Genomic DNA, 26,238 nt, shown 5'->3' on the forward strand with positions numbered 1-26,238 from the left:
AGATGTAGCGAGTAATGTTATTACTCGCTACATCTTTTTAGTATTCGCCGAAATTGCCATTGACATTTGCGTACAAAAAAAGCCTGCTGATTATCATCGATCAGCAGGCTTTCGCTTATAGTAAGAAAATCTTATACTACATTTTCATTACTGCACCAGTATTAGCGCTTGTTACCATATGTGCATAACGAGCTAGGTAACCACGTTTGATTTTAAGTTCGAATCCAGGCCATGCGGCTTTACGAGCTTCAAACTCTTCATCACTAATTAGTAGGTTCATCGTACGATTATTCATATCGATTTCGATTTCATCGCCATCATTAACGAATGCGATTGGACCGCCATCAGCAGCTTCTGGAGAAACGTGACCGATAGAAATTCCGCGAGAAGCTCCAGAGAAGCGACCATCCGTAATTAGGGCAACCTTAGCGCCAAGACCCATACCAACAATTGCTGAAGTTGGAGCAAGCATTTCAGGCATACCTGGACCGCCACGAGGTCCTTCGTAACGAATAACTACAACATGGCCTTCTTTAATCTTGCCTTGAGCTAGAGCTTCAAGACATTCATCTTGAGAATTAAAGCAAATAGCAGGACCTTTATGATAGCCACCTACTGATTTGTCAACTGCACCAGTTTTAATAACTGAACCGTTAGGAGCAATGTTACCGAATAGAATAGCTAGTCCACCACGAGCAGTATGTGGGTTGTCGATTGTGTGGATAACATCCGTATCTTGAATTTCACAGCCTTCAACGTTTTCACGAATAGTTTTACCTGATACAGATAAAGTATCACCGTCGAATGCGCCTTCTTTTTTCAATAATTCATGAATTATTGCACTAACACCACCAGCATTGTGTACATCTTCAATATGATAATCAGATGCTGGAGCGATTTTTGCTAAGTGAGGAACACGTTCAGCAATTTCATTGATTTCTTCGATCGAATATTCAATACCTGCTTCATGTGCAATTGCAAGTGTATGAAGTACTGTATTTGTAGAACCACCCATAGCCATATCAAGCGCAAAAGCATTGTCGATTGCTGCTTTTGTAACGATATCGCGAGGTTTGCGGTCCATTTTAATAAGTTCCATTAATTGACGAGCTGCTTGCTTAACAAATTCTTTACGCTCTGGAGCAACAGCAAGAATCGTACCGTTACCAGGAAGAGCAAGTCCAAGACCTTCAGCTAAGCAGTTCATGGAGTTAGCAGTGAACATACCTGAACATGAACCACATGTAGGACAACCATATGCTTCTAGCTCATAAAGTTGCTCATCATTGATAATACCAGATTGGTGAGCACCAACGCCCTCAAATACACTTGTAAGTGAGATTGCACGACCATCTGATGTTCTGCCGGCTTTCATTGGTCCACCACTTACTAGCATTGTAGGGATATTAACGCGAAGTGCACCTAGAATCATACCAGGTGTGATTTTATCACAGTTAGGAATACAGATCATACCATCGAACCAGTGAGCGTTAACAACTGTCTCAACGGAGTCAGCGATAATTTCACGGCTAGCAAGAGAATAACGCATACCGATATGGCCCATTGCGATACCATCATCTACACCAATTGTGTTGAATTCGAAAGGAACACCGCCAGCTTCATAGATAGCTTCCTTAACTAATTTACCAAATTCCTGAAGATGTACATGTCCAGGGACAATATCAATATAAGAGTTACATACCGCGATAAACGGTTTGCCAAAATCCTCTTCTTTAACTCCAGCAGCACGAAGCAAACTACGATGTGGTGCACGGTCAAATCCTTTTTTAATCATATCAGAACGCATTTTTGTTTTTGCCATGTGGAAGTTCCTCCTTGTACGTTTACACTATAATGAAATAGTTACAATGTTATTATCATGCTAGATGCTCATATTTGTAATTTTAGCATACTCAATAGTACTTGGCTACAAAGTAATAACCGTATTATGAACCGAATCACGCGCTTAATACGTATAATTTGGTATACTATGATGTGAAGTAATCCTCATAATAGATTACAAGACTGTAAATCAACATAGTAAAAATAGGATTTCGAAAAGGGGATCGAAATGGATAATCATTTTGAAAATAATAAAGAGCTAATGAATAAGTTGGATGAATCTTTTCGTGAAATCAGAAGCATCATTAATACATACTGGGGAAAATATAGTATATCTGGACTTGGAATAACTCACGCTCGAATGATGACACAACTTTCAGAAAATGGACCTACAAAAGCCTCACATATTGCAGACAAACTATATATTACTTGTGGAGCGGTAACGGGTTTGTCTGATCGGCTAATTGAATTAGGGTTTGTCACTAGAGAGAAAGATGCAAATGATCGACGTGTCGTATTGTTGAAAATATCAGAATTAGGAGAAAAGCATGTAGAAGAGATTAAAGCGGTACGGAAAAATTTGATGATTCATTTATTTGAGGGTCTTACTAGTGATGAAATGGAAAAAGGAATGTATCTGTTTAATAAAATGAAACAAAATATGGTAACTTTTAATGCAACAGAAAAAGAATGAAACTAGACTTTTCGGTACAAATTACTAAGTAAATAGTTGTAATAAGTCGATTTCCATCATAATTTGTAATATTTTAGCAATGTAATCGCTATTTTATTTGTCATTTTTGTGACGTTTATTAATTAATACTTAAATTATCGCTGTTATTGTGTAAGATAAAGTAGTATTTTGTCGGATTTCTAAGGATGAGGAGAGAAACACACAGTGAAAAAGAGACTTACATTACTTTTGTCAATGGTTCTAGTTATCGGATTGTTGGCTGCATGTGGTAACAATGCAAATCAAGGGTCAAACGGTACTAATTCAGAGGGAACAGGGAATGGCAAGAAAGATATTAAAATTGCTCTAGTTCTTCCTGAACAAATTGGTGTTAACCCATTCTTCGAACTAATGGATAAAGGTTTCAAAAAAGCTGGGGAAGACTTTGGTGTTACTATCAAAACCATGGAATCTTCAGATGCTAATGCTTTTGAACAAAACTTCCGCGCTGCAGTTGCTGATGGATATGACATGATTATAACTGCTACTTACCAAGCTGAAGATGCTCTTAGAAAAATCGCGGCTGAAAACCCAAATCTTCCGATTGCAATTATTGACCATGTAATTGAAGATGTACCTAATGTAAGAAGTGCTGCTTTTATTGAAAACCAAGCATCATTCCTTCTAGGTGCTGCTGCTGGTCTTGTAACAGAATCCAACGTTGTTGGTAATGTTGTTGCTGTTGAAGGCGCACAAATGGACAAGTATACAATTGGTTTTGCTAAAGGTCTTGCTTACACAAATCCTGAAGCAAAAGTTCTAACTTCGTATGTAGGTAGCTATGTAGATTCTGCAAAATCAAAAGAACTTGCACTTCAACAAAACGCTCAAGGTGCTGACTTTATCGCAGGTTTAGCTGCAGTTGGTGACTTCGGTATATTTGAAGCTGCAAAAGAAAAAGGTTTCTATGCTTCAGGACAAGACGTTGACCGTACTGTAATCGATCCTGAGCACGTAATCTTATCTCAACTTAAAGAAGTAGATACTGTTACTTACGATACAGTTAAACTTTTCGTTGAAGATAAATTCGACTTTGGAACTACGTTCTATGGTTTGGCTGAAGGTGGCGTAGGTCTTACTTTTGTAACGACTGAAAGTGAATCTCCGCGCAGTGACAAACTAACTGATGAAGATATCGCTCAATTAAAAGAAATTGCTGAAGGTATCAAAGACGGTTCAATCGATACTTCTATTACAAAATAATAAATTTTTATAAGTAGTTTGCCGGCTGCAGTAACTGCAGCCGGCTTAATTGTTTGAAAGGAGCTTCTGTATGCTGCTTGAGATGGACAGTATAACAAAGTCATATGGCTCTGTAACTGCTAATCATAATGTTAATTTTAATTTGCGCAAAGGTGAAGTTCATGCGCTTATTGGTGAAAATGGTGCAGGTAAAACGACGTTGATGCGTATTTTGTATGGCATGGAACGTCCGACAAGTGGTGAGATTAGAATTGATGGCAAAGCTGTAACGTTTAATGATCCAACAGACGCTATCGGGCAAAACATCGGTATGGTCCATCAGCATTTTATGTTGTTTTCAGCATTTACGATTGCAGAGAACATCGTTATTGGTCGTGAACCAAGTAAAGGTGTGAAGTTTGATCGTAAAACAGCAATTGAAGAAACACTGAAATTATCTGAGCGATACGGAATGCCTGTTAATCCAAAGCATAAAGTTGCAGATTGTTCACTTGGAATGCAACAACGAGTAGAAATATTGAAAGTATTATATCAAGGTGCAGAAATTATTATTCTTGATGAACCAACAGGTGTTTTAACACCTATAGAAGTAAAAGAGTTATTAATTTCAATAAAAAAACTTGCTGCTAGCGGTAAAAGTTTTATTATTATTAGTCATAAACTGAGTGAAATAATGGAAGTAGCTGATCGAATTACAGTACTCCGAGATGGCCATATTACTGGCACGGTGAATGCTGCTGATACTAATGAAGAAGAGTTATCCAAAATGATGGTTGGACGTGATCTTGTTAAGCTTGAACGTCGAAAACTTGAATATGGAGATCCAGTACTTAATGTACAATCACTTTCTATTAAAGGTAATAAAGCTAAGCCGTTATTAGACAACATTAATTTTAACGTGCGTGAAGGTGAGATTGTAGGTATTGCTGGAATATCTGGGAATGGTCAGTCAGAGTTATTGCAAGCAATTTCTGGATTAATGCCTTATAGTCAAGGAACTATCACAATACAAGGTATGAATGTAACCGGTGCTTCCGTTAAGCAAATTCGTGAAAGTGGACTTGCGCACATTCCTGAGGATCGATACCTTTGGGGTGTGTCCAAAGATGCAACCGTTTCAGATAATGGAATAATGGGTCATTTGGATTCAACGAGTAAATACGGAGTTCTTCAAGGTAAATTAATTCGTGATCTTGTATCCGAATGGGTTCAAAGATTTGGAATTAAAACAGGGTCATTAAGTACTAAAGCTCAATATTTATCAGGTGGTAATTTGCAAAAGCTAATTGTTGCACGTGAGCTTGCAAAGCAAACTCCTTTTCTAATTGCTGCTGAGCCGACTCGTGGTGTAGATGTTGGTGCAATGGAGATTATTCACGGAGAGTTATTAAAACGTCGTGATGAAAAAGCGGGTATTTTGCTAGTATCAAGCGAATTAACAGAAATTATGAAGCTTTCAGATCGTATATTAGTTATGTATGAAGGTAAAATTGCTGGTGAATTAGATGCTGCTGTAGCTACTGAAGAGCAAATTAGTCTACTAATGGCGGGAGGTAAAGCTGTTGGATAAGATAAAAAGTAGTTTACAGTCCCTTTTACAGCCGTTCATTGCAATAGTTGCAGGTCTATTGGTTGGTGCAATCGCAATTGTAATCGTTGATGGAAATATTGTGGATACGTACCGAGAAATGTGGAATGGCGCATTCGGTAATTTTTATTTCTTTACGAGTACATTAGCTCGGGCCACTCCAATTATTTTGGTTGGTCTAGGCGCATCATTAGCGTTCAAAGCAGGATTTTTCAATATGGGTTCAGAAGGTCAGATGGTTCTAGGGGCATTAACTGCTGCAATAACAGCAGTTTACGTACCAGGTCCGGGTTGGTTTAAAGCGATCGCAGCTATTATGGCTGCTATGATTGTAGCTGGTCTTTGGTCTGCTCTTGCGGGTTGGCTCGATTCCAGGTTCGGTATGAACTTATTAATTACAACGCTATTACTTAATTATATTGCATCACTATTTGCTGGTTATATGGTTGCATATCCATTCAAAGATAGCACAACTAACTCAGCTCTGTCCCAGACGCAAATGATCGATAAATCAGTATTTTTCCCGAAATTATTTTCAGGTATGACATTGCATATAGGTTTTGTCATCGCAATCGTTGCGACAATCGGATTATTTTTATTCATCAAGTACACGAAAAAAGGATATGAAATTCGTATGCTAGGCGGCAATCCACTATTTGCTAGCTATGGCGGCGTAAATCGCGGCCGTTTGATGGTAGTAAGTATGCTGGTCAGTGGTGCTTTCGCAGGTCTTGCCGGCGCATCCGATGTACTAGGTACTTCATATCGCTATCTTGATGGTTCACTAGTCTCTGCTAATTATGCATGGACAGGTATTATGGCGACATTACTAGCTAATTCAAATCCTATTGGTACAGCAATAGCAGCTATTTTCCTCGCTGCTTTGCAGACTGGTGGTATGGGTATGGAGCGTAATACCGATGTTCCGCTAGAAGTATCAAGTATTATTCAAGCTGTATTAATTCTGTTTATTACAGCGAAATTTACAATGTCATTCATTAAACGCAAGAAAGCGGGGGCGAAAGATGGATCAGCTAATTGATGTTTCCTTATTCGCTGCAGCTCTACGTATGATTACACCGATTTTGCTTGCAGCTTTAGGTGGAGCAATATGCGCACGAGTTGGACTATTTAATGTTGGTTTGGAAGGTCTAATCTTAGTAGGTGCATTTTCCGCTATTCTTGGTAATTATTTAACAGGTAGTATTACAATGGCCATCTTGTTCGCTATTGGTTGTTCACTGTTATTCGCGCTACTCTTTGCCTATATGAGTATTAATTTACAGGCAAATGTAATTGTCGTAGGTATTGCTATTAACTTTTTAGCCGCTGGACTAACGACGTTTGCCCTTCGTGCAATTTTCAATGTAAAGGGAGCTTATTACGACAAAGATATGCAGGGACTACCTAAGCTCGATATTCCATTAATAAAGGATATCCCATGGATCGGCGATGTTTTTTCTGGTCAATCTATTCTAGTGTATGTGTCCATCATTATCGTAATTTTATTGCAAATATACTTGTATAAAACGGTATCAGGTTTCCGTCTGCTTGCAGCTGGAGAGAATCCAACGGCAGCTCGTAGTATTGGTTTACCGGTTCGTAGAATTCAATACCTTGCAGTATTGCTTTGTGGTGCGCTTTGTGGACTTGCAGGTGCACAGTTGTCTCTTGGTAATGTAACGATGTTTACTGAAGGTATGACAAGCGGTCGTGGATTTATCGCATTAGTAGCAACGATGCTAGGTCAATCTAATCCCATTGGTGTAGCAGGTGCAAGTATATTGTTTGGCTTTATGGAGGCTTTGAGCTATCGTTTGCAAAACTTCTCTATTCCTTCAAATCTTTCAGCTATGCTTCCGTTTGTTGTAACCATTATTGCGATGATTTTCTTCAAAAACAATGGATATAAGGACGAAGCTAAAAAATCTAACGGAAGCTCACGCTAACGGTTGATTTTATGCTTATGCTTCCGAAGTACTTTTCTGTGCGAAGAGGTTATGACAAGAAGCACAGAAAAGATTTAGCTTCCGAAGTGCTTTTCATTAACAATAAGTATACCTAGAAGATATGAAAAATTTTTGCCTGTGCTTCTGATGTGCTTTTCTGTGCAAAGAAGTAAAGTCATGAAGTCCAGAAAAGTTGGAGGAGGTCGTCGATATGCATAAAAAAGCGGAGCGTCTGAAAAAAGTTAAGGCGCCATTAGCTGCAAAAGTACCACCGGAACTTCAGCATCGTGTACCTCCTGGACAAACAGTTACAGATCGTTTTCCGATTCTTCACGAAGGTGAAGTGCCACAGTATGATATGTCAATTTGGAATATCAAAACATTTGGTGAAGTAGAGACGATTCGTAGTTTCGACTTTGACGATTTGATGAAATTACCTCAAACTGAGATCACCTGTGACATTCATTGTGTAACACGTTGGTCTAAGCTTGATACGAATTGGGTTGGCATTAGATTCTCAGATTTGTTACCTTTGCTCGGTGTAAAAGCTGAAGCAAAATATGTAATGATTCATGGGGAAAATGATTACACAGCTAATGTTCCTTTAGAAGATTTGATGCGTGACAATATATTGTTAGCACATACTTTTGACGGAGAGCCACTTACTGAAAAACATGGTGGGCCATTGCGCATGGTCATTCCACATCTCTACTTCTGGAAGAGTGCGAAATGGATTACTGGTTTTGAATTTATGGTTGAAGATTACCCAGGATTCTGGGAACAAAATGGATTTCATAATTATGCAGAACCATTTGCCGAACAACGTTTCTCTGGAGATGGTTTTGATCTACCAGAAGATGAGTGGCATGGGAAGGAGTTTGACTAAATGTTTTTATCTATTCTTGAAGTTAATTCAGAGCAACTGCCAGGTCTTGCTATCGTATGTGGAGATCCACGTCGCGCCAAGAAAATTGCAGACATGCTAACTGATTCTGTTGAACTATCATTCGCTCGTGAATATCGTACCTTTGTTGGTTCATATAAAGGCGTACAATTAGCAGTAGTAAGTCATGGTGTAGGTTGCCCTGGTGCTGCGGTATGTTTTGAAGAACTTATTAAAGGTGGCGTACATACGATTATTCGTGTAGGTACAGCAGGTTCTTATTCCGCTGATCATCCTGCAGGAAGTTTGATCGTAAGTACGGGTACAATCCGTACAGATGGACTAACTAAACAATTAGTACCTGATGGTTTCCCTGCGATTGGCGATAGTGAAGTTGTTAATGCACTATTTGCTTCTGCAGAGGAACAAGGTGGTATTGTGAAGAAAGGTATTACTGTAACTCTTGATGTATTCTTCAATGGTCCAGTAGAAATACCTCACAAGCTATATAAAGCATCTGGAGCACTTGCAGTAGAGATGGAGATAGCTTCATTGTATGTTATTGCTTCACTTCGTGGCATTCGTGCTGGAGCAATTGTAGCACTTGATGGCTATGCTGATTCTGATCTAGCTGAAGGTTATGATCCACATACAAACGTAGTAAGTGATGCTGTTGAACGTGAAATTAAAGCAGCACTTGAAGCTATGGTGAAATTAGCTTAGTCATGTGATTTACTTTTGACAAATATAATGTTCAATAAAACAAATAGGGAACTTCATGGAAGATCATGAAGTTCCCTATTTGTTTTAAAATTATTGTAGGATGTATAGCTCAAATTAATGGTTCTGACTGTACGTAACAGGTAGCTTTAATTAATTGTCCGGTACATACGTAATAGCTAGCCAATAGGTATCATCTGATGTCTGAAAAGAAATAACTAAATCTGGTCCAGAAGATAACTCTACAAAATATCTGCTCCTATCCTTTTGTGCTCGAACGCCTTCCTGGATGAAATAGTAGTTTTGAATTTGTCCTGAAGTTTTCAGTCTAGTTAACTCTTTTTCGTAGAAAGATTGAAATTCATTTTCACCAACATAAGTAATATAAAAAGGTGAACAAACATCTTCTTTTGCTTGAAATACAGTTCGTTTAGGCAGAGGTATTGTAATGTTTTTCAGGTCCTCTTCAAATTCACAGGAAAAACTTTCGCTAGATAGCAAATAACTCTTTACATAACTATTGAACGTAAAGTTCCAAAAATACGTTTGACATAGGATGAAGATGGGAATGGAAACAGTAAGGAAAACAATAATTATGCGTTTGCGATTTATTGATTTTATTATAATTAGTACAATACAGAACGCAATTACCAAGCCTATTGAATAAATAATATAATATATATTTCCAGCCACCGACTCATCCCCTCAGCAACTTCTTCAAAGAAAATTGATTAAGTTTTCTCTAACTTACCATATAATGTTATCTTTGCAAACGGTCAAGTATTAAAGATTAAAGCCATAAAAATATTTGATATCGCTTACATTTACATTATTGACAGTCTTTCTATCCTGTGATAAATTATACAAAAGTAAACAGTTTAGTAAAATGTTTTCGTAAAAGTAGGGACGCTTGAGAAGGAGGTACTCCGTTGAAGGATATTGATACTTCAAATAACAAACCTGCAAGAAAAACTGGCACTAAATCTTTAACAATTAATGATATTGCCAAACTTGCCGGCGTTTCTATTGCGACGGTTTCCAAGATTTTGAATCAGAAGGATCAAGACATTGGAGAAGAAACGAAGAAAAAGATTAATAAAATTATTAGCGATAACAATTACGTACCATACCAGAAGATGATGAAACGTATTTCAGCAAAATCATCTACAATCGGCTTGGTAATGGGTGATCGTATATCGAATGATTTTTATACAGCTTTTACAAAAGGCGTGGAAGAATGTGCATACCAAGCGAAGATGAGCGTTATTATTGCTCACACCGATGCAAGTGAGGTCGGTGAAAAGAAATACGATAAAATTCTTCAAGATAGAAATGTAGAAGGTATCATACTAGTCCCTGCTTCTGGAATGGAGATAGCAGAAACAGAAGTGTTTTCTTCAAAAGATGCTCCAGTTGTAGTAGTAAGTCAGCGGGCATTAGATGAGCAAATCCATCAACTGTATTTCGATCATTTCTTAGGTGCATATAAAGCAACAACATACATAATAGAACATCAGCATGAGCTCATTGGCTTTATTACAGGCACGTTGTCTGACCCTGTAGCGGAAAGTCGTTTGGAAGGATACAAAAAAGCGTTATACGATCATAATATTTCCTTTGAGAGAAGCTTACTATTTGAAGGTACTCAAGGAGATAATAAGCAATTTGGTAATGAAGGGACGAAGCTACTTCTAGCAAAAGGAGTTACAGCTATTGTAGCTGCTAACGATGAGATTGCTTCAGGTGTATACGGAGCTATTAACGAAGCGTTGTTGAAAATACCATCTCATGTCTCAGTTGTTGCGTTGTCTGATTCAAATATAAGTGATCTTATTATTCCTAATCTGACAGCTATTCGCTATCCAACGTATCAAGTCGGATATGAAGCTTGCACACAATTAATAAAGCAAATTAGAGGCGAAGAAGTAGAGCAGAAAATAGTGTATGGACCTGAACTAATTGTTAGAAAAAGCGTAGATAAGCCTTCAGGGCCTGACTATTCTCAGAAAGAGAAAATTGCGATCGTTGGAAGTCTTAACATGGATATCATTATGAAAGTCCCTCATATTCCAAAAGTAGGGGAAACCATTCTAGCTAATGACATCAAACATGCTGCAGGTGGCAAGGGCGCTAACCAAGCTGTAGGGGCTGGAAAGCTGAACGGTAAAGTGTACATGATCGGTCGTGTTGGAAATGATCTATATGGTCGAGAGTTATATCATAGTTTAATCAAGTATGGTGTAGATGCTAGCGGTGTTATCCATGATGATATGTTACCTACTGGTAATGCTTATATCTATGTTTCAGATAACGGTGATAACAATATCGTTGTAAATCCAGGAGCCAATTCAAGATTAAGTATTGAGCAGGTACAAGAGTTTGAATGGATCTTCGATAAAGTATCTTATTGTCTCGTACAGATGGAAATTCCAATGAATACGATCGAATATGTTGCAACATTATGTAGACAGAAAAATGTAAAACTAATACTGAATCCAGCGCCTGCTAGAGAAATCAATTATTCATTATTTGAAAACTGCTTCCTTGTTATTCCGAATGAGACAGAGCTTGATCGTATGATTCCTGGTGAAGCATCAATTGAAGAAAAAGCAATCAAGCTATTAGAAAAGAGTTTTCAAAATGTTATTGTCACACTTGGTGAGAAGGGTTGCCTTCTAGTGAATGCCACAACTAAAAAGTATTTTCCGGCAGCAAGTTTTAAGGCTGTGGATACAACAGGAGCAGGGGACTCGTTCATCAGTTCATTAACAGTAGCTCTATCGGAAGGGAAAAACTTTGAAGAATCTATAGCGTTTGCTAGTCTAGCGGCAGGTATTACTGTAAGTAGAGAAGGAGCTCAACCATCCCTTCCAGACAAGGAAACGATAAGAATGTACTTGCAATAAGGAGGAAGCGACAAGATGACAACAAGAGAATTAAGAATACTTGCCCCTTGTGGCATGCTTGGTTACGGATTTCCGAAATCATCCTTTCAAAGAGGAATGGAATTGTTGCCAGATGCTATTGTAGTCGATGCGGGATCTACAGACGGTGGACCCCATAAACTAGGGGCAGGTTCGGCGATTGTAAGTAAACAAGCTTGTAAAAAAGACTTGGAGATTATGATTTCTGCAGGAGTATCAGCAAGTATTCCGGTTATTATCGGCTCGGCGGGCGGAAGTGGAGCGAAAGTTCATGTAGAATGGACTCGCTCCATCATTACTGAAATTCTGCAAGAAAAAGGTTTAAGTGGACTGAAGATCGCTACGATTTGGGCAGATATTCCAAATGATATTATTGAAGCCAAGCTAGACAGTGGACAGTGTCTACCACTTGGTTTGTCAGTGAAACCGTTAACGAAGGAAAGATTATATGCAACCAATGGTGTAGTTGCACAGATGGGTCATGAGCCTATTGTAGCTGCTCTAGAAGAAGGTGCAGATATTATCATCTGCGGTCGTGCTTATGATCCATCACCGTTCGCAGCGGTTGCTATTCATAAAGGGTATGATGCAGCACTTGCCTATCACATGGGGAAAATATTAGAATGTGCGGCTCTCTGTGCGGAACCAGGGACGACAAAAGACAGTATGTTAGGCATTTTGAAAGAAAATTCCTTTATATTGAAAACGCTTAATGATACGCGTAAATGCACAGCGATTTCTGTTGCAGCCCATACATTTTATGAAAAAGATCATCCTTACTTACTACATGGACCTGGTTATATATTGGACCTTGAACATTGTGAGTTTACTGAACTTCCAGATCATAGCGTCGAGGTTAGAGGAAGTAAGATGCTCGAAACGCCTGAATACAAAATTAAGCTCGAAGGCGCAATGCAAGTTGCTTATCGCACATTTGTCATAGCTGGCATAAGAGATCCGTTACTTATTAATAAAATTGAGGAAGTTGAAGAACTAGTAAAACAGCAAGTTTACGAGTACTACACTGAGATTTCACAAGAAGATTATTCGATAAACTTTATCAATTACGGGATGAATGGTGTCTTGGGGTCACTAGAGCCAACTCCTAATCCAGGTCATGAGCTAGGTGTATTGTTTGAAGTTATTGCAGTGACGCAAGAGCTGGCAAGTGCTATCTGTGGATCAGTTCGTTCGACTTTTTTACATTACGGTTATGAGGGAAGAAAATCTACTGCAGGAAATCTAGCATTCCCGTTTGCACCAAGTGACGTACCATTTGGGCCAGTTTACGAGTTTTCAGTATATCACTTAATGGAAGTATCCGATGGATTAGAAATGTTCCATTGCGATTATGAAGAGGTGTAACGATGAAGATAAGTGAAGCAGCGGTAGTTTTACGTAGTAAAAACAGTGGACCGTTCGAAATTACGTTAGATGCATTGTTCGGAGATAAGGAAATTTACGATGCATTGAAACGGTCAGAAATAATTAATAAGTCATTGATTGCTAAGCTTTATAACATTGCGGAAGAGAATATTACACATATCGTGTTTTTTGATCAGGCTCTAGGATTCAAAGTTACCTTCTCCCGCAGCGTATCGTCAGGAACTTTCTTGGATCGTGATGTGTACGGCGCACAGCAGCATGCTCCATTAATGGATTTGGAATTCGACATCTAAGCGAATAGGGGTGAAAGCAATGAGTTCTCGTTTAATGCAAATGTGGAAAGACAAAATGTTATACATTATGCTCGTTCCGGCTTTTGCTTACTTTTTCATTTTTCATATTTGGCCTATTTTAGGAATGAAGCTGGCATTTTATGAGTACCGCATTATAGGCGATAACGTATTCGTAGGAATGAAGTACTTTACAGCATTGTTTAATACACCAGTATTTACGAATGTCCTGATGAACACTTTAATTGTTAGTGCTATGAAAATAGTTATTATTTTCCCTCTTCCTGTTATCTTTGCACTATTACTCAATGAATTTAGAAATGGGAGCTTCCGGAAGAGTATTCAAGTAATATCATACTTGCCTCACTTTCTTTCATGGGTTGTTATTGCAGGGATTTGGTTTGAATTTATGTCACCTTCAAAAGGAATTGTAAACGGTATCATTCAATTATTTGGATTTCCTGCCCATGATTTTTTAACAGATAAATCTTCCATACGTTGGATTTTGGTACTAAGCGAAGCTTGGCGTAGTATTGGCTGGGATTCAATCATATTCCTAGCAGCAATCATTGGAATAAGTCCTAGCTTGTACGAAGCAGCGTATGTAGATGGAGCAAATCGTTGGCATATCGTTACTAAAATTGTAATCCCACATCTCTACATTCCCATGGTCACAATATTTATTCTGAACATTGGATTCCTAATGAATGCTGGGCTAGATCAAATACTCAACTTTACCAATGATGCAGTTAACAGCAAGATAGATATTATCGACACTTATGTATATCGCGTTGGATTATTGAATTTTGAATATTCATTCGCAACGGCTGCTAGTTTATTTAAGAGTGTTATAGGTGTCATTCTCGTACTATCCACTCACTTTATTTCCAAAAAATTGACTTCAAAAGGCGCATGGTAAGGAGGCCCGAATATGATAGGAAACAAGATTACCTTGTCCAAGTTGTTCATAGGAGCGATTCTTTCTCTACTCACATTAACGATGTTCGTTCCTATTGTGAATATGTTCGCCCGGGCTTTCTCTAGTCCAGATCGAGTTCACTTGTTACAAGGTTATGAAATACTACCGAGAGGCTTTTCACTTATTCATTTTCAGGTCGTACTTCAAAATCCAATTGTTAGTCAAGCATTAATCAATTCCTTATTCATTACGATTGTAGGTACAGTATCTAGTATTTTTCTTACGACGGTCACAGCTTATGTATTAACTAGAAAAAACCTTGTAGGAAAAACTCCAATAATGGTATTTCTCATTATTATTATGATTTTTGAACCAGGTATTATTCAAGAATATATGGTAATGAAGGATATCGCTCTACTAGATAACTTGTGGGCAATGGTCGTTTACCGACTTGTTAATGTTTATTACCTTATTATCATGATGAGGTTTATCGAAGATATTCCAGAATCACTAATTGAGGCAGCAAAGATTGATGGTGCAGGACATATGAAGCTCTTTATGAGAATCGTTCTTCCGCTAGCACGAGTGCCATTAATGACAATTGGTATGTTCTATGCTGTAGTGAAATGGAATGAATTTTTCAAATCAAGTATTTTTCTTTCAAGTAAAGAAAATACGGTGCTTCAAGTTATGTTAAGGCAATTTATTGTAGAGAGAGATACTTCGACATTAGTCGGTGCAGCAGAATTACTCAAAAATTCTAGTGTTGCACAACTAGATTTCTCGGCTTTGAAGGCTGCTACAATCGTGATTGCTATCGTTCCGATTCTCATGCTCTACCCTATTATTCTGAAGCATTATACTGGCGGAGTAATGGAAGGCGGAGTTAAAGAATAAATGTGTTTACAAAAAGGGAGGAAATACAGAATGAACAGAAAAAAGATGAATATCATGCTAATCCTTATGGTCGCAATCGCATTGCTGGTTACAGCTTGTGGAGGAAAAAATGGTAACAACGGCACGAATACAGGTTCAAAAACTCCTGCAACTAACAATGGCACAAATACACCAGCCGATAAGGAGCCCGTAACGCTTACATTCGTGAATAAGGATTTCCCATTGGATGATCCGAATACAGTAAAGTTAATTGCTAAAATTGAAGAAGGTATGAAAGCACAAGGAACTCCTGTCAAACTTGAAATTGTTCCAGTTCAAAGTGGAACATATTCTGAAAAACTTGGTCTGCTACTACAAAGTGGTACAATTCCAGACTTGATGTATTTCCAAGGTGGAGACTATCAATTTGCAATTACACAAGGAATTTTGGAAGATTTGACGCCTTATATCGAGAAATCAACACATTTGAAAGCTTCGCTTTCAGACTATAACTTAGAAAGAATGAAAGAGTATCCGTATCTAGTATATGCTGCCCCAACAACAACTTCAGTAGCAGTTGTACGTAAAGATTGGTTCGATCAAACAGCATCAGGAAAAACATTACTAGAAAATCCTACAACTGATAACTATCTTACATTCTTCAAAGAGCTTAAGGAAGTTAGTGGAGCTAAATATGTCTATACGACTGCTGGCACTTTAGATGAGATTGATCCACTATTTACACAAGCATTTGGTATGACATCTACTTGGGTGAAAGACGATAGCGGTAGCTATGTATATGGCGCTGTATCCAAATTCGGTAAAGACAAGTTAGATTTCTATGCAAAACTATATCAAGAAGGTTTACTTGATCCTGAATATTTAACGAAGAAATGGGATACGAAAGAACAAGCATTCTATGATGGAGATGCAGCAGTTATCGCTGGTCGTCAAGGTAAAGTAATTAATATTTACAATACAAAAATGATGGAGCAAAACGGTGTAGAAGTAATGCCACTTGTTCCAGCTAAAGGTGTCGGTCAAGGTTTTGTTCCAATCAATGTAAGTAAAGAAGATCGTGGTTTTGCAATTTCTAAATTATCTAAAAATAAAGATGCTGCATTTGCATTACTAGAGTATATGGCAAGTCCTGATGGTTTAATGTTAGATCAGCTTGGTGTTGAAGGTGATGAATATACAATCGCTGATAACCAAATTACTTTAACAGATAAATTCCCAGCTTGGTATGCACATTTCATTGACAACACGATGAATTTCAAGCCTGAACAAACATTTAATCCTGAAACTCCATTCTTATCCACTGCAGCATTAGAGTCACTTGATCTAGTGCAAACTTATTCAACAAAAGATAATGCTTTTGTGATTCCTGCTGATCAATCTGCAGCTTGGGATGCGGCAATCGCTATCTATAAAGAATATGCAGCTAACGTTGTTACTGGTAAAGCTTCAATTAATGATTTTGACAAAATGGTAGAAAGCTTCAATGCAGCTGGTGGTAAAGCTATGACTGAATATGCAAATCAAAACATTAAGTAGGTATTGAGTTAGCGTATGCAAAAAAAAGTATAAAGTACGGGGCTTTGTTGCCCCGTACCCTTAAGGGAGGGGTGGATTAATAATGGTTACGTTTTCCGATAGAGTAAAGGGTGTAGTATTCGGGACAGCATACGGCGACGCGATGGGCGCAGTCGTGGAAAAAATGACCTATGAGCAAATTAAAGAGAAATATGGTCGAGTAGAAACAACACAAACGAAGTGGTGGAAAGCAGATTGGTCTGAATCAGCCCGTCTTTCAAGAATGCGTGGGATGGGAATAATAACGGATGATACGCTAATGACTTTAGCGCTAATGAATGTTTATTGTACAGAAAATCGTCATTTGGATGCTTATGATATAGCTAATGAATTTGTGAAAGAAATAGCTTATCGTCCTAGATATATTCCGGAATTCGGTAGAGAAGCATTAATACTAGACCGACTATTTTATCCGGAAAAACATATTTTCAATCGACATGTATTAGCGAACTGTGAGCCACGCGAGGGCGGCTATGGTAATATGGTCAATTGCGGCGCGGCGATGTATATCTCTCCGATTGGTATTATTAATGCTTGTAATCCAAGGGGAGCATATGACGAGGCCATCTTGTTCGCATCTGGTCATCAACTCAGCTATGGCTTAGAAGCAGCAGGAGTTATGGCTTGTAGTGTAGCGAAAGCCTTTGAGCCAGGTGTATCGGTAGAGCAAGTTATTGATACAGCTCTGCATTATGCCAAAGATGGAACAAAGCGAGCAATTCATGATATATGCGATGCGGCGATAATGCTTAAACATAATAAAGAAGATCGTGATGAGGTTGTACGTAAATTCCATGAAGTAATAGGTCAATATTCTCCGATGGGCAATGATGTGAATAGAGGAGAACATAAGCTTGGTATTGCTACGAATCATTACACACCGAGTAGACTATTTTCCATAGAGGAACTACCACTTGCAATGGGATTCATGATGTTACATGAAGGAAATTTGACAGAAGCAGTGAAAGACGGAGTAAGCTCCGGCCGTGATACAGATTCAATCGGGGTTATGATTGGAGCTATTCTTGGAGCTATGCATGGCGTATCAGCAATTCCTCTTGATGAACGTATTGCTTTAGAAAATGTAAGTAAGCAAAATATAGATCAAAATTGTGATCGTTTCATTGAGGTAGCAGAAGCCATTATTATAGAAGATTTCAATCAGAGTAATGCAAGGCAACAACATATTTTATCAACACTCGGAGGCGGTGCATCAGCATGATAGCAACTAATTATTTGGAAAAGATCTATGCGGGTTATTTGGGAATGAACATCGGTATTCGACTAGGAGCACCAGTTGAACCAACGATTTGGTCTTATGAGCGAATTCTTAATACGTACGGTGATATTACTGATTATGTGAAGCCTTTCAAAAACTTTGCAGCAGATGACGACGCCAATGGTCCATTCTATTTCTTGCGAGCATTGTATGACGATGCTAAGGATAGAGATATCGTACCTCAAGATGTTGCTAGAGCATGGATGAACTATGCACGTGAGGGTGTAGGCATGTTCTGGTGGGGCGGATATGGGATTAGTACAGAACATACTGCTTTTATCAATTTGAAAAATGGAATTGAAGCACCGCAATCTGGATCGATTGCACAAAATGGTACGACAATCGCCGAACAAATTGGTGGTCAAATCTTTATTGATACATGGGGGCTAGTTAATCCAGGTAATCCGCAAAAAGCTGCTGATTTTGGTGAAGCTGCTGCAAGAGTATCGCATGATGGTGAAGGCGTATATGGTGCAAGATTCTTCTGTGCAGCTATTGCCAAAGCATTTGACACTAGTGATGTAAGTGAAATTATTGAAGCGGGTCTAGCACAAATCCCAACCACATCTCTTTATTACCAAGTTGCTAGAGCGGTTATCGCTTTCCATAAGAAACATCCTGCTAATTTCCGTGATTGCCGTGATATGCTTGAAAGAGACTGGGGTTATGATAAATATCCAGGCGTCTGTCACATGATTCCTAATGCTGGTGTATGTATTCTAGCGATGGTATATGGTGAAGGAGACTTCAATCGTACTGTTGAAATTGCAACAATGTGCGGTTGGGATACAGATTGTAATGCTGGTAACGTTGGGACTGTACTAGGTGTTGCATGTGGGCTTGAAGGGATTGCGGATAAATACCGTAAACCAATTAACGATTCTATCGTAATGTCAGGTATTTCAGGATACCTTAACATTCTAGACATTCCATCATATGCGAAGGAGTTAGCTATACTTGGCTATCGTCTAGCTAATGAACCTTGCCCAGCTGAATTACTTAAAAGCTTTAAAGAAGACGAAGTTTACTTTGATTTTGAATTGCCGGGCTCTACTCATAATATGCGTCTATCAAATTCGTTCTTCTGTGAAGCGAAACATTCTACAGAGTATTCTTATAGTGGTACTGGTTCGCTACAAGTTTTATTTGATCGCATGTTACGCGGTGAGCAATGCAAAATATACTATAAACCTTTCTACACAAGAGACGAGTTCAACGACGAAAGGTATTCACCTACGTTTGCGCCAAAAGCATATTCTGGTCAAACGGTATCTATGAAAATTTACTTGGATCAATGGGAAGGCAATGAAACACCAGGTGTTGCTCCATATGTTCGTCTTGCTTCCAGTAAAAAAGAGTTAATCCAAGGTTATGTGAAACTTGTGGGTGAGCAATGGATAGAATTAGAATTCACGATCCCGGATTCTAAAGGCGATTTGATTGATGAGGTTGGTATCGTATTCGAAGCCTATACACCGAAGAAACCGAAAAGCTTAGGACGCATCTTCATTGATGAATTTAGAATATATGGAAAAGCAAATTATGCGATTGATTTTGCTAAGCAGCGCGTTGATTTTGGTTGTATTACACCGTTTGCACATAATCATGGAGCATGGAGAATAGAAAATGGTGCTATGCATTTAATGACTGCTGAACCAAGTGAAGCCTACACAGGTGCGTATTTTGCTAGAGATTATAAGGTTTCAATGGTATTGAATGCACAAAGTGGACATTCACATCTTGTAGCAGTGCGAGCACAAGGCGCGATGCGAGGATACCACATTGGATTTGACGGAGAAGGTCAAGTGTCACTTTATGTGAATGATTTTGGTCATAAGTTGTTAGCATCTGCTGAGTTTAATTGGTCACATAATCAAGATTATCATTTCGAAGTAACAGCTAACGGAAACTTAGTATCATTGAGCATAGGTGGTACAGTCGTATTACAACATGAGGATGACACCTTTAGTTATGGAATGTACGGTGTTAGTACGAATACTGCTGCAAGAACAAGCTATCGCGATATTCGTGTGACAGAATTATAGTCCTAAGGTGAATTGGAGAAGAGTATGAAGATAATTGTAATTGGCAGCATGAATATGGATATGGTCATGCAGACTAGCCGAATTCCAGAAGTGGGAGAGACGATTAATGGAGAGGGATTCTTTCTATCAGGCGGCGGTAAAGGTGCTAATCAGGCAGTAGCTTGCGCGAAAATGGGCGCTGATACATGGATGATGGCGAAGGTCGGCGATGATATCTTTGGTCAATCTCTTCTCGACGATCTATCGAATTATGGTGTGCAAACGGATTTTATAGTTAAGGAAGCGGGTATTTCGACAGGTGTTGCCTCCATTACGGTGAAAGATGGTAACAACTCTATTATATTGGCAAGTGGAGCGAACAGTTGTCTATTGCCAGAGGATATTCGCAAATTAGAATCTGAGCTATTGTCTGCATCCGCAATAATGCTTCAGTTGGAAATTCCGATTGAAACGGTTTACGAAGTTATTTCTGTCGTGAAAGGCAAAGTTCCGATTTTCTTGAATCCAGCTCCTGCACTTCCGCTGGACGATTACATTCTACAAGGCATTCATTACTTCACACCTAACGAAATAGAATGCAGATTGTATACTGGAGTAGAAATTCATACGATAGATGATGCATTTACTGCGTTAGACGTTTTACGTAATAAAGGAATTATGTATCCTTTAATTACGTTAGGTGAGCAAGGTGTTGCTTATTATAATGGTAGCAATAATGTTCATAGGTCTGGCCTTAAGGTTAATGCGATCGATACGACTGCGGCAGGGGATACGTTCTCTGGAACGCTAGCTGCAATGATTGTTGCGGGACAGACAATGGATGAAGCTGTTTCTATGGCAATTCAAGCCTCAGCACTATCTGTTACGAGATTAGGTGCGCAACAATCTATCCCGTTGCTTGCGGAAATGACCAATTAGATTAATAAGTTTTATTACCAAGTAGTAGTGACTTGAGAATTCTCCAGTCACTACTATTTTTTCGCAAGTATTGTTCTCATAGAGATATAACTTAATACGAGACTTAGCAAAACTTTATATCATTGCGAGATTTATTTTCCGGCTTGCAAAACTGTTTCTATGATACACTGAGATGGTTGGAAAGTCATTACATACAAGGGAGAGAATCTGCATGTCACAAGGTAGCCTCATTGCTAGAATAAGGCAGTATTTCACGAATGATTCATTACCACACGACCTTAGGCTTAGCAAAGATGCTGTTGTATCACTTACTATTCATGCTTTTTTTCAATTCGGAGCATCGATGTCAGGGTTATTCCTCAATTTGTACTTGTGGAGGCTGACAGGAGACTTTACAATCAATGCGGTGTATAACATGATCAACTTTGCAATTACACCAATCGCATTTGCTGTCGGTGGATTAGTTGCGAAGAGACATGATCGAATGGTAGTGTATCGACTCGGTATTTCATTTTTCGCAATCTTCTATTTACTAGTTATATTAACTGGTGAAGCAGTACCGCAATATTATATTATATTTGCGCTATTGAACGGTATTGCAGGAGGTTTTTATTGGACCGGGTATTTAGTTTTACAATATGATGTTTCAACCGAGCGTAACCGTATACGTTATCTGGCGATTAATACAATTACGTTTAATTTAGCCGGTTTGGCCGGACCTGCATTAGCTGGACTAATTATTCATCAGATGGATGGGCTGCAAGGGTATATACTAATATTCGTCTTCGCTTTCATTATGTTTGTATTAGCGGCTATTATTAGTATGAAAATTAAAGCAACAGTCAATCATCACCGTACTTATTATTTGAAATATGTAGGTATAGTAATGAAGAAACATCTAAACTGGACAGCAGGTTTATTCAGCTTCTTGTTCTTAGGATTATTTCAAGGTGTGATGCTCTTCTTGCCGAATATAATGCTGTTTAGAGCGTTAGATCGAGAAGATTGGGTAGGTTATTTTCTTGTTTTGTTCTCTGCAATTACTGTAGTGATGGGTTATATCATATCCAAAACTGCGAAAGAAGAGTATGTAAGAAAATATATTTTCTTTTCAACATGTGGAGTAGTTATCGGAGCCTTTCTACTATTAATTGAAGTTAAATTATGGTCAGTCGTTATTTTTATGATTATATACTCTATGTGTACACCATTAATTACAAACTCTTTGACCTCGTATTTCTATAGAACTATTACTGCATTGCCACTAAAGGGGCAATTGAAAGTAGAAGCTGTCGTTATGAGGGAATTATTCCTTAACTTAGGAAGGATCTTTGCAATTATTTTGTTAATTATTTTTGCTAGTGATCTTGATTCGATTTGGTTACCAATAATAATAATATCAATGGCTTCTGCACAGTTTTTAATTCTAATATGCATAAGGAAAGAGCCTAGAGCGGTAGTTACTAATAGCGTTAGTTCCAAGAGCAATAATATAGCCAAATAATCGGTATAATATAAAGCTGAATGTAGCTAAGTAAGACTGGGACTATCCATATCTAATACTTGTACATTCAGCTTTCGAATCTAGAGACGTTTTCGACGGAATAGGACAATGAAACTTGCACCTATTAATATTGCAATGACACTGAATAATGTTGTTAGGGCGTGTTCTAGTTTCACTTCAGTTGAAATCGTTGGGACTACAGATGAGGGGTTAGCATTCAGGCCGCCGCCCATTTGAAATTGACCCATATTACCTGGACCACGGTTTCCGCCCTGTCCACCAAAATTCATTCCACCAGCATTCTCATTATTTGTTATACGTTCAAGCATGGTAAGAGCGTCATAGAGAGATATACCATCAGGAAGTGGGAACTCAGTTGCATTTGCAGTTCCATCTTTTATACTTTCAAGAACAGTTTTTGCTTCCTCAATACTCATTCCGTTAAGAAGATCCATTGCACCACCACCGAAGTTCATGCCATCGGGAGGAGTCATCGCACCATCAGCATTGCCGTCTTCTCCGCCAAAGTTCATGCCGTCGGGAGGAGCCATCGCACCATCAGCATTGCCGTCTTGTCCGCCGAAGTTCATGCCATCGGGAGGAGCCATCGCACCATCAGCATTGCCGTCTTGTCCGCCAAAGTTCATGCCATCGGGAGGAGTCATCGCACCATCAGCATTGTCGCCTCGACCACCAAAGTTCATCTTTCCTCCGCCACCATTGCCTGGTCCACCGGAGGCTGAACCGGAACCATCACCTGCAGATTCAATTTCACCACTTAATTGTTTTGAAATAGATTCTATTTGTGTATCCACGAAAGTTAATAATGATGCAACACCTTTTTCATACTCTTCGTAAGTTACAAAAGCAGTAGGATCAGCAGCAACCGAGTCACTAATTAACGATTGAACTTCTTGCACTCTTGTTACAAATTGACCACTAGTGAATTCCCTGTCTACTAATTCGTTAATAATAGTATGATATTGCTCACGATAAGTATCGCTCGCTATGAGATTAGCAATTAGAGGTCTAGTATTAAGAGCAACACCGGTAGGCTCATCAATAAGAATACCTGAACCACCAAACCCACCAAATGCCATATTCATATCCCATGGAATTATAGAAAAAATACCATCGGTTTCATATAAATAATAATTGTGTTTAAAATTTCCAGCATAGCTATCAAGATTAGCGGTAACCGTATTGAGCGCTATAAATTTTAATGCTGACGAAACATCAAGCACCTCTTCATAACGATCACTATTATTAAGCACATCCGTCATATGAAGGAGCGCTTCTTCGTCTGCTTCGCCATACTTCACATCAAGGCCAGTGTATTCTTCAAACGTAGCTAGAGCTGTTAAGTCTGCGCCAGTACCGCCATTTGATTTATATAATGTTCCTGAACTATCCTCAAACTCTCGCTCGATAAACGCGCTATTCATTTGTTCGACTGCTGTATATAACCCCCAAAGCTCTCCATTAATATACACATTTACGAAAGAGTGTTTAGGGGTTGGGATACTCATGTTTTCAGCGATTTCATAAGCAAGAAATTCTCTCATATACGATGCATCACTATAATTATTATTGAGATTGATCGTTGTAACTCCTTCAATATTTTGTGTTACGTACTCGTCAAGTGATAACTTGAAACTATATCGCTCCGAATCCGTCATCTTGGCTACGGATGTTAGACTGGAATTTCCTTTTGTCCTAAATCCAACATTATCAAATTTTTTTCCGTTATAAGTAACATTTGCAGAGTGGTAAGCTTCTGCTGTTGGATCATCAAGTATCTCTTGAAATGCAGTTTCATCTATTGATATATCTACTGAAACGATTTCGTTCTTAGGAAAGTAGATCGTGTCTAATTTGCTAGTAGAAGCTACACCATTAACCTTATTAGAGGTACTCGACTTAGAGCACCCACTAATTAGACTGACCATGAGGAGGAGACTAACGGTGATTAACATTGATTTTGAGGTTGTTAATTTCATATCGTCCTCCTAGATTAAGATACGTAATCGCCGTTGTAGCTAATTAATACGGCAGTTTGTACACCAGGAATAGCTGCCAAAGCATTAATGAATGAACCAGTTTTATCTTTGAGACGGATTTCAAACGTAACTTCAATATTGCCTGGAGTAACTGTTTTTTGTTTAACATTGAATTTTTTAACTTCTTCTGAAATTTTAGATTGTGCTTGTTGTTCTGCTGTATCATGATCACAATTAACAACAAGTAAATAAGGGGTTTCTGTAGATCCACCTTTAATAAAGAAGAACAAGATCAATCCAATAATGAGTGAACCTATAATAGCTAAAGTATAGAAACCAGCTCCTGTAACGATACCTGCGACTGCTGCCCAGAATAAGAAGATCAGGTCAGTGGGGTCTTTAATTGGTGTTCTAAAACGTACAATGGACAACGCACCAACCATACCAAGGGATAGTACTAGATTAGAATTTATAGCAATAATAACAGTGGCTGTAATCATCGTCATTCCGATAAGTGCAACGTTAAAGCTTTTAGAATATAGAATACCGCTAAATATGCGGCGATATAAGAAATAAATAAATAATCCGACGATGAATGAAATTGCTAGCGAAATAATAATCTGACTAATTGCAATATCAGTACCGAAGCTATCAAGCACCGAATTTTTAATAATATCTGTAAATGAGTTACTTGTCGTATCAGTAGCTGCTGCTGCAGAAGTTACTGTGTTTGTTGTTTCCATTAATAATCCTCCCAATTGTTTGCTTTATTGTATTTGCGGCAAATAACATATTTTGACGCTGAAGTTCGATTTACGCCTTCAAGCTGTAATGCTGCTTGTATCGCTTGCGGTAAATATTCATCATACTTAATTTCTAAAATGATTCTTTCGTCGTCTAGCGCTGGTATTGGTTTTAAGTTAGGATCAAAAATATCGATATTGTTTAATCCTGTTCGTAATTGCTTATCGAATGTAATGCGAACATTCCCATGCCGAGATACATAAGGTTCACGGACATAATCAACAATGACAATGGGGCGAAGCAATTGGTTCTTCATCTGACTGTAAATCTCAAGTAGTAGTGGCTTATTGCCCTCTTTTAATACTTCATAATTTCCCGCAATAATTTGATCATACATTGCCCGTGTAATAGGTTCTTTTATTTTGGCGATATAATCACGATATTTAATTTTTTTCTCAAAGTGGATGACATTATCATTTTTGTTGTAGATCCGAATTCGATATTTAACACGGTCTCGAATACCGCCTAGTTTCTCATGTAATGCTGTATTTTGAATATCATCAAAGTACAGACTGCGAATATGATATTCCCCTTCTTCAGACACATGTTGGTCTAATTGTAAAATGCCTTTTAATTTCTGAGTAATAATGAAACGTTGATGAGGACTAATATAATATTTGAACTCATTGCGATACTTTAACGATTGGCTCATGGTACACCTCATTTCTATTTCGTAATAATCAATGTATAGTTGTATTGTAAAGTTGAATGCTTATACGAAAATGAATAGTAACTGAAAGTAAGCTGAATGCTTGTCAATAGTATTTTGTGTTAAACTT

Annotated in this window: 22 protein-coding genes; 17 read left to right on the plus strand and 5 right to left on the minus strand. The window is 38.3% G+C overall.

What is annotated here, in order from left to right; all coding sequences use genetic code 11:
- Nucleotides 1–136 precede the first annotated feature (136 nt).
- The gene (ilvD, locus tag NV377_RS12275) at nt 137–1,822 is read right to left on the minus strand and encodes a dihydroxy-acid dehydratase (RefSeq protein ID WP_258199220.1); all 1,686 of its coding nucleotides are present in this window, start codon (nt 1,820–1,822) and stop codon (nt 137–139) included.
- Between the two features lie 249 nt (nt 1,823–2,071).
- Here ilvD and NV377_RS12280 point away from each other — a divergent pair, with 249 nt between their 5' ends.
- From NV377_RS12280 to NV377_RS12310, 7 genes are all read left to right on the plus strand, one after another.
- A complete protein-coding gene (locus NV377_RS12280; protein WP_258199221.1) occupies nt 2,072–2,536 on the plus strand; it encodes a MarR family winged helix-turn-helix transcriptional regulator in 465 nt (154 codons plus the stop codon).
- Between the two features lie 204 nt (nt 2,537–2,740).
- The gene (locus NV377_RS12285; RefSeq protein WP_258199222.1) at nt 2,741–3,778 is read left to right on the plus strand and encodes a BMP family lipoprotein; all 1,038 of its coding nucleotides are present in this window, start codon (nt 2,741–2,743) and stop codon (nt 3,776–3,778) included.
- A gap of 70 nt (nt 3,779–3,848) precedes the next feature.
- Entirely contained in the window at nt 3,849–5,348 is a 1,500-nt protein-coding gene (locus NV377_RS12290) for an ABC transporter ATP-binding protein (RefSeq protein ID WP_258199223.1), read from the plus strand.
- Nucleotides 5,341–6,408: an ABC transporter permease gene (locus NV377_RS12295; protein WP_258199224.1), complete on the plus strand. Its 1,068-nt coding sequence runs from the start codon at nt 5,341–5,343 to the stop codon at nt 6,406–6,408. Before NV377_RS12290 ends, NV377_RS12295 begins: the two co-directional genes overlap by 8 nt.
- Nucleotides 6,392–7,315, plus strand: a complete 924-nt coding sequence (locus NV377_RS12300; RefSeq protein ID WP_258199225.1) for an ABC transporter permease — start codon at nt 6,392–6,394, stop codon at nt 7,313–7,315. Before NV377_RS12295 ends, NV377_RS12300 begins: the two co-directional genes overlap by 17 nt.
- A gap of 211 nt (nt 7,316–7,526) precedes the next feature.
- The gene (locus tag NV377_RS12305) at nt 7,527–8,201 is read left to right on the plus strand and encodes a sulfite oxidase-like oxidoreductase (protein WP_258199226.1); all 675 of its coding nucleotides are present in this window, start codon (nt 7,527–7,529) and stop codon (nt 8,199–8,201) included.
- Nucleotides 8,202–8,921 (plus strand): nucleoside phosphorylase, encoded by a 720-nt coding sequence (locus tag NV377_RS12310; RefSeq protein WP_258199227.1) that lies wholly within the window; start codon nt 8,202–8,204, stop codon nt 8,919–8,921.
- A 150-nt stretch (nt 8,922–9,071) separates the two neighbouring features.
- On the opposite strand, the gene NV377_RS12315 is transcribed toward NV377_RS12310, so the two are convergent.
- The gene (locus NV377_RS12315) at nt 9,072–9,611 is read right to left on the minus strand and encodes a hypothetical protein (RefSeq protein WP_258199228.1); all 540 of its coding nucleotides are present in this window, start codon (nt 9,609–9,611) and stop codon (nt 9,072–9,074) included.
- Nucleotides 9,612–9,847: 236 nt separating this feature from the next.
- Between NV377_RS12315 and rbsK (NV377_RS12320) the strand changes: the two genes are divergently transcribed.
- The 10 genes from rbsK (NV377_RS12320) to NV377_RS12365 all read left to right on the plus strand — a co-directional run bounded on the left by rbsK (NV377_RS12320) (nt 9,848) and on the right by NV377_RS12365 (nt 22,655).
- Complete coding sequence (gene rbsK / locus NV377_RS12320; RefSeq protein ID WP_258199229.1) at nt 9,848–11,824, plus strand: ribokinase; 1,977 nt, start codon at nt 9,848–9,850, stop codon at nt 11,822–11,824.
- A 15-nt stretch (nt 11,825–11,839) separates the two neighbouring features.
- Nucleotides 11,840–13,207 carry an acyclic terpene utilization AtuA family protein gene (locus tag NV377_RS12325; RefSeq protein ID WP_258199230.1) on the plus strand — a complete coding sequence of 456 codons (1,368 nt, stop codon included), beginning with the start codon at nt 11,840–11,842 and terminating at the stop codon, nt 13,205–13,207.
- A gap of 2 nt (nt 13,208–13,209) precedes the next feature.
- Nucleotides 13,210–13,521, plus strand: a complete 312-nt coding sequence (locus NV377_RS12330) for a DUF4387 domain-containing protein (protein WP_258199231.1) — start codon at nt 13,210–13,212, stop codon at nt 13,519–13,521.
- A gap of 19 nt (nt 13,522–13,540) precedes the next feature.
- The gene (locus tag NV377_RS12335) at nt 13,541–14,437 is read left to right on the plus strand and encodes an ABC transporter permease (RefSeq protein WP_258199232.1); all 897 of its coding nucleotides are present in this window, start codon (nt 13,541–13,543) and stop codon (nt 14,435–14,437) included.
- Nucleotides 14,438–14,449: 12 nt separating this feature from the next.
- Nucleotides 14,450–15,334, plus strand: a complete 885-nt coding sequence (locus NV377_RS12340) for a carbohydrate ABC transporter permease (protein ID WP_258199233.1) — start codon at nt 14,450–14,452, stop codon at nt 15,332–15,334.
- Nucleotides 15,335–15,364: 30 nt separating this feature from the next.
- Nucleotides 15,365–16,870, plus strand: coding sequence for an extracellular solute-binding protein (locus NV377_RS12345; RefSeq protein WP_258199234.1), 1,506 nt, complete (start codon nt 15,365–15,367; stop codon nt 16,868–16,870).
- Nucleotides 16,871–16,952: 82 nt separating this feature from the next.
- Nucleotides 16,953–18,131: an ADP-ribosylglycohydrolase family protein gene (locus NV377_RS12350; RefSeq protein WP_258199235.1), complete on the plus strand. Its 1,179-nt coding sequence runs from the start codon at nt 16,953–16,955 to the stop codon at nt 18,129–18,131.
- Complete coding sequence (locus NV377_RS12355; protein ID WP_258199236.1) at nt 18,128–20,233, plus strand: ADP-ribosylglycohydrolase family protein; 2,106 nt, start codon at nt 18,128–18,130, stop codon at nt 20,231–20,233. The genes NV377_RS12350 and NV377_RS12355 overlap by 4 nt, the downstream gene beginning before the upstream one ends.
- A 24-nt stretch (nt 20,234–20,257) precedes the next feature.
- A complete protein-coding gene (rbsK, locus tag NV377_RS12360; RefSeq protein WP_258199237.1) occupies nt 20,258–21,151 on the plus strand; it encodes a ribokinase in 894 nt (297 codons plus the stop codon).
- A gap of 211 nt (nt 21,152–21,362) precedes the next feature.
- Nucleotides 21,363–22,655, plus strand: a complete 1,293-nt coding sequence (locus NV377_RS12365; protein ID WP_258199238.1) for an MFS transporter — start codon at nt 21,363–21,365, stop codon at nt 22,653–22,655.
- A gap of 80 nt (nt 22,656–22,735) precedes the next feature.
- Here the strand turns inward: NV377_RS12365 and NV377_RS12370 are convergent, their stop codons facing one another.
- Genes NV377_RS12370 through NV377_RS12380 form a run of 3 tightly spaced genes read right to left on the minus strand, consistent with a single transcriptional unit; the run spans nt 22,736 to nt 26,111 of the window.
- A complete protein-coding gene (locus NV377_RS12370; protein ID WP_258199239.1) occupies nt 22,736–24,655 on the minus strand; it encodes a CotH kinase family protein in 1,920 nt (639 codons plus the stop codon).
- Between the two features lie 14 nt (nt 24,656–24,669).
- Nucleotides 24,670–25,398 (minus strand): DUF4956 domain-containing protein, encoded by a 729-nt coding sequence (locus NV377_RS12375; protein WP_258199240.1) that lies wholly within the window; start codon nt 25,396–25,398, stop codon nt 24,670–24,672.
- Nucleotides 25,398–26,111, minus strand: a complete 714-nt coding sequence (locus NV377_RS12380; RefSeq protein ID WP_258199241.1) for a polyphosphate polymerase domain-containing protein — start codon at nt 26,109–26,111, stop codon at nt 25,398–25,400. Before NV377_RS12380 ends, NV377_RS12375 begins: the two co-directional genes overlap by 1 nt.
- Between the last annotated feature and the right edge of the window lie 127 nt (nt 26,112–26,238).

Source organism: Paenibacillus endoradicis, from assembly GCF_024721975.1.

Bases quoted from the DNA above. Each gene is read 5' to 3' on its own strand.
- ilvD (WP_258199220.1), bottom strand. From the start codon at position 1,822: ATGGCAAAAACAAAAATGCGTTCTGATATGATTAAAAAAGGATTTGAC.
- NV377_RS12280 (WP_258199221.1), top strand. From the start codon at position 2,072: ATGGATAATCATTTTGAAAATAATAAAGAGCTAATGAATAAGTTGGAT.
- NV377_RS12290 (WP_258199223.1), top strand. From the start codon at position 3,849: ATGCTGCTTGAGATGGACAGTATAACAAAGTCATATGGCTCTGTAACT.
- NV377_RS12300 (WP_258199225.1), top strand. From the start codon at position 6,392: ATGGATCAGCTAATTGATGTTTCCTTATTCGCTGCAGCTCTACGTATG.
- NV377_RS12305 (WP_258199226.1), top strand. From the start codon at position 7,527: ATGCATAAAAAAGCGGAGCGTCTGAAAAAAGTTAAGGCGCCATTAGCT.
- NV377_RS12310 (WP_258199227.1), top strand. From the start codon at position 8,202: ATGTTTTTATCTATTCTTGAAGTTAATTCAGAGCAACTGCCAGGTCTT.
- NV377_RS12325 (WP_258199230.1), top strand. From the start codon at position 11,840: ATGACAACAAGAGAATTAAGAATACTTGCCCCTTGTGGCATGCTTGGT.
- NV377_RS12330 (WP_258199231.1), top strand. From the start codon at position 13,210: ATGAAGATAAGTGAAGCAGCGGTAGTTTTACGTAGTAAAAACAGTGGA.
- NV377_RS12335 (WP_258199232.1), top strand. From the start codon at position 13,541: ATGAGTTCTCGTTTAATGCAAATGTGGAAAGACAAAATGTTATACATT.
- NV377_RS12340 (WP_258199233.1), top strand. From the start codon at position 14,450: ATGATAGGAAACAAGATTACCTTGTCCAAGTTGTTCATAGGAGCGATT.
- NV377_RS12345 (WP_258199234.1), top strand. From the start codon at position 15,365: ATGAACAGAAAAAAGATGAATATCATGCTAATCCTTATGGTCGCAATC.
- NV377_RS12350 (WP_258199235.1), top strand. From the start codon at position 16,953: ATGGTTACGTTTTCCGATAGAGTAAAGGGTGTAGTATTCGGGACAGCA.
- NV377_RS12355 (WP_258199236.1), top strand. From the start codon at position 18,128: ATGATAGCAACTAATTATTTGGAAAAGATCTATGCGGGTTATTTGGGA.
- rbsK (WP_258199237.1), top strand. From the start codon at position 20,258: ATGAAGATAATTGTAATTGGCAGCATGAATATGGATATGGTCATGCAG.
- NV377_RS12365 (WP_258199238.1), top strand. From the start codon at position 21,363: ATGTCACAAGGTAGCCTCATTGCTAGAATAAGGCAGTATTTCACGAAT.
- NV377_RS12370 (WP_258199239.1), bottom strand. From the start codon at position 24,655: ATGAAATTAACAACCTCAAAATCAATGTTAATCACCGTTAGTCTCCTC.
- NV377_RS12375 (WP_258199240.1), bottom strand. From the start codon at position 25,398: ATGGAAACAACAAACACAGTAACTTCTGCAGCAGCAGCTACTGATACG.
- NV377_RS12380 (WP_258199241.1), bottom strand. From the start codon at position 26,111: ATGAGCCAATCGTTAAAGTATCGCAATGAGTTCAAATATTATATTAGT.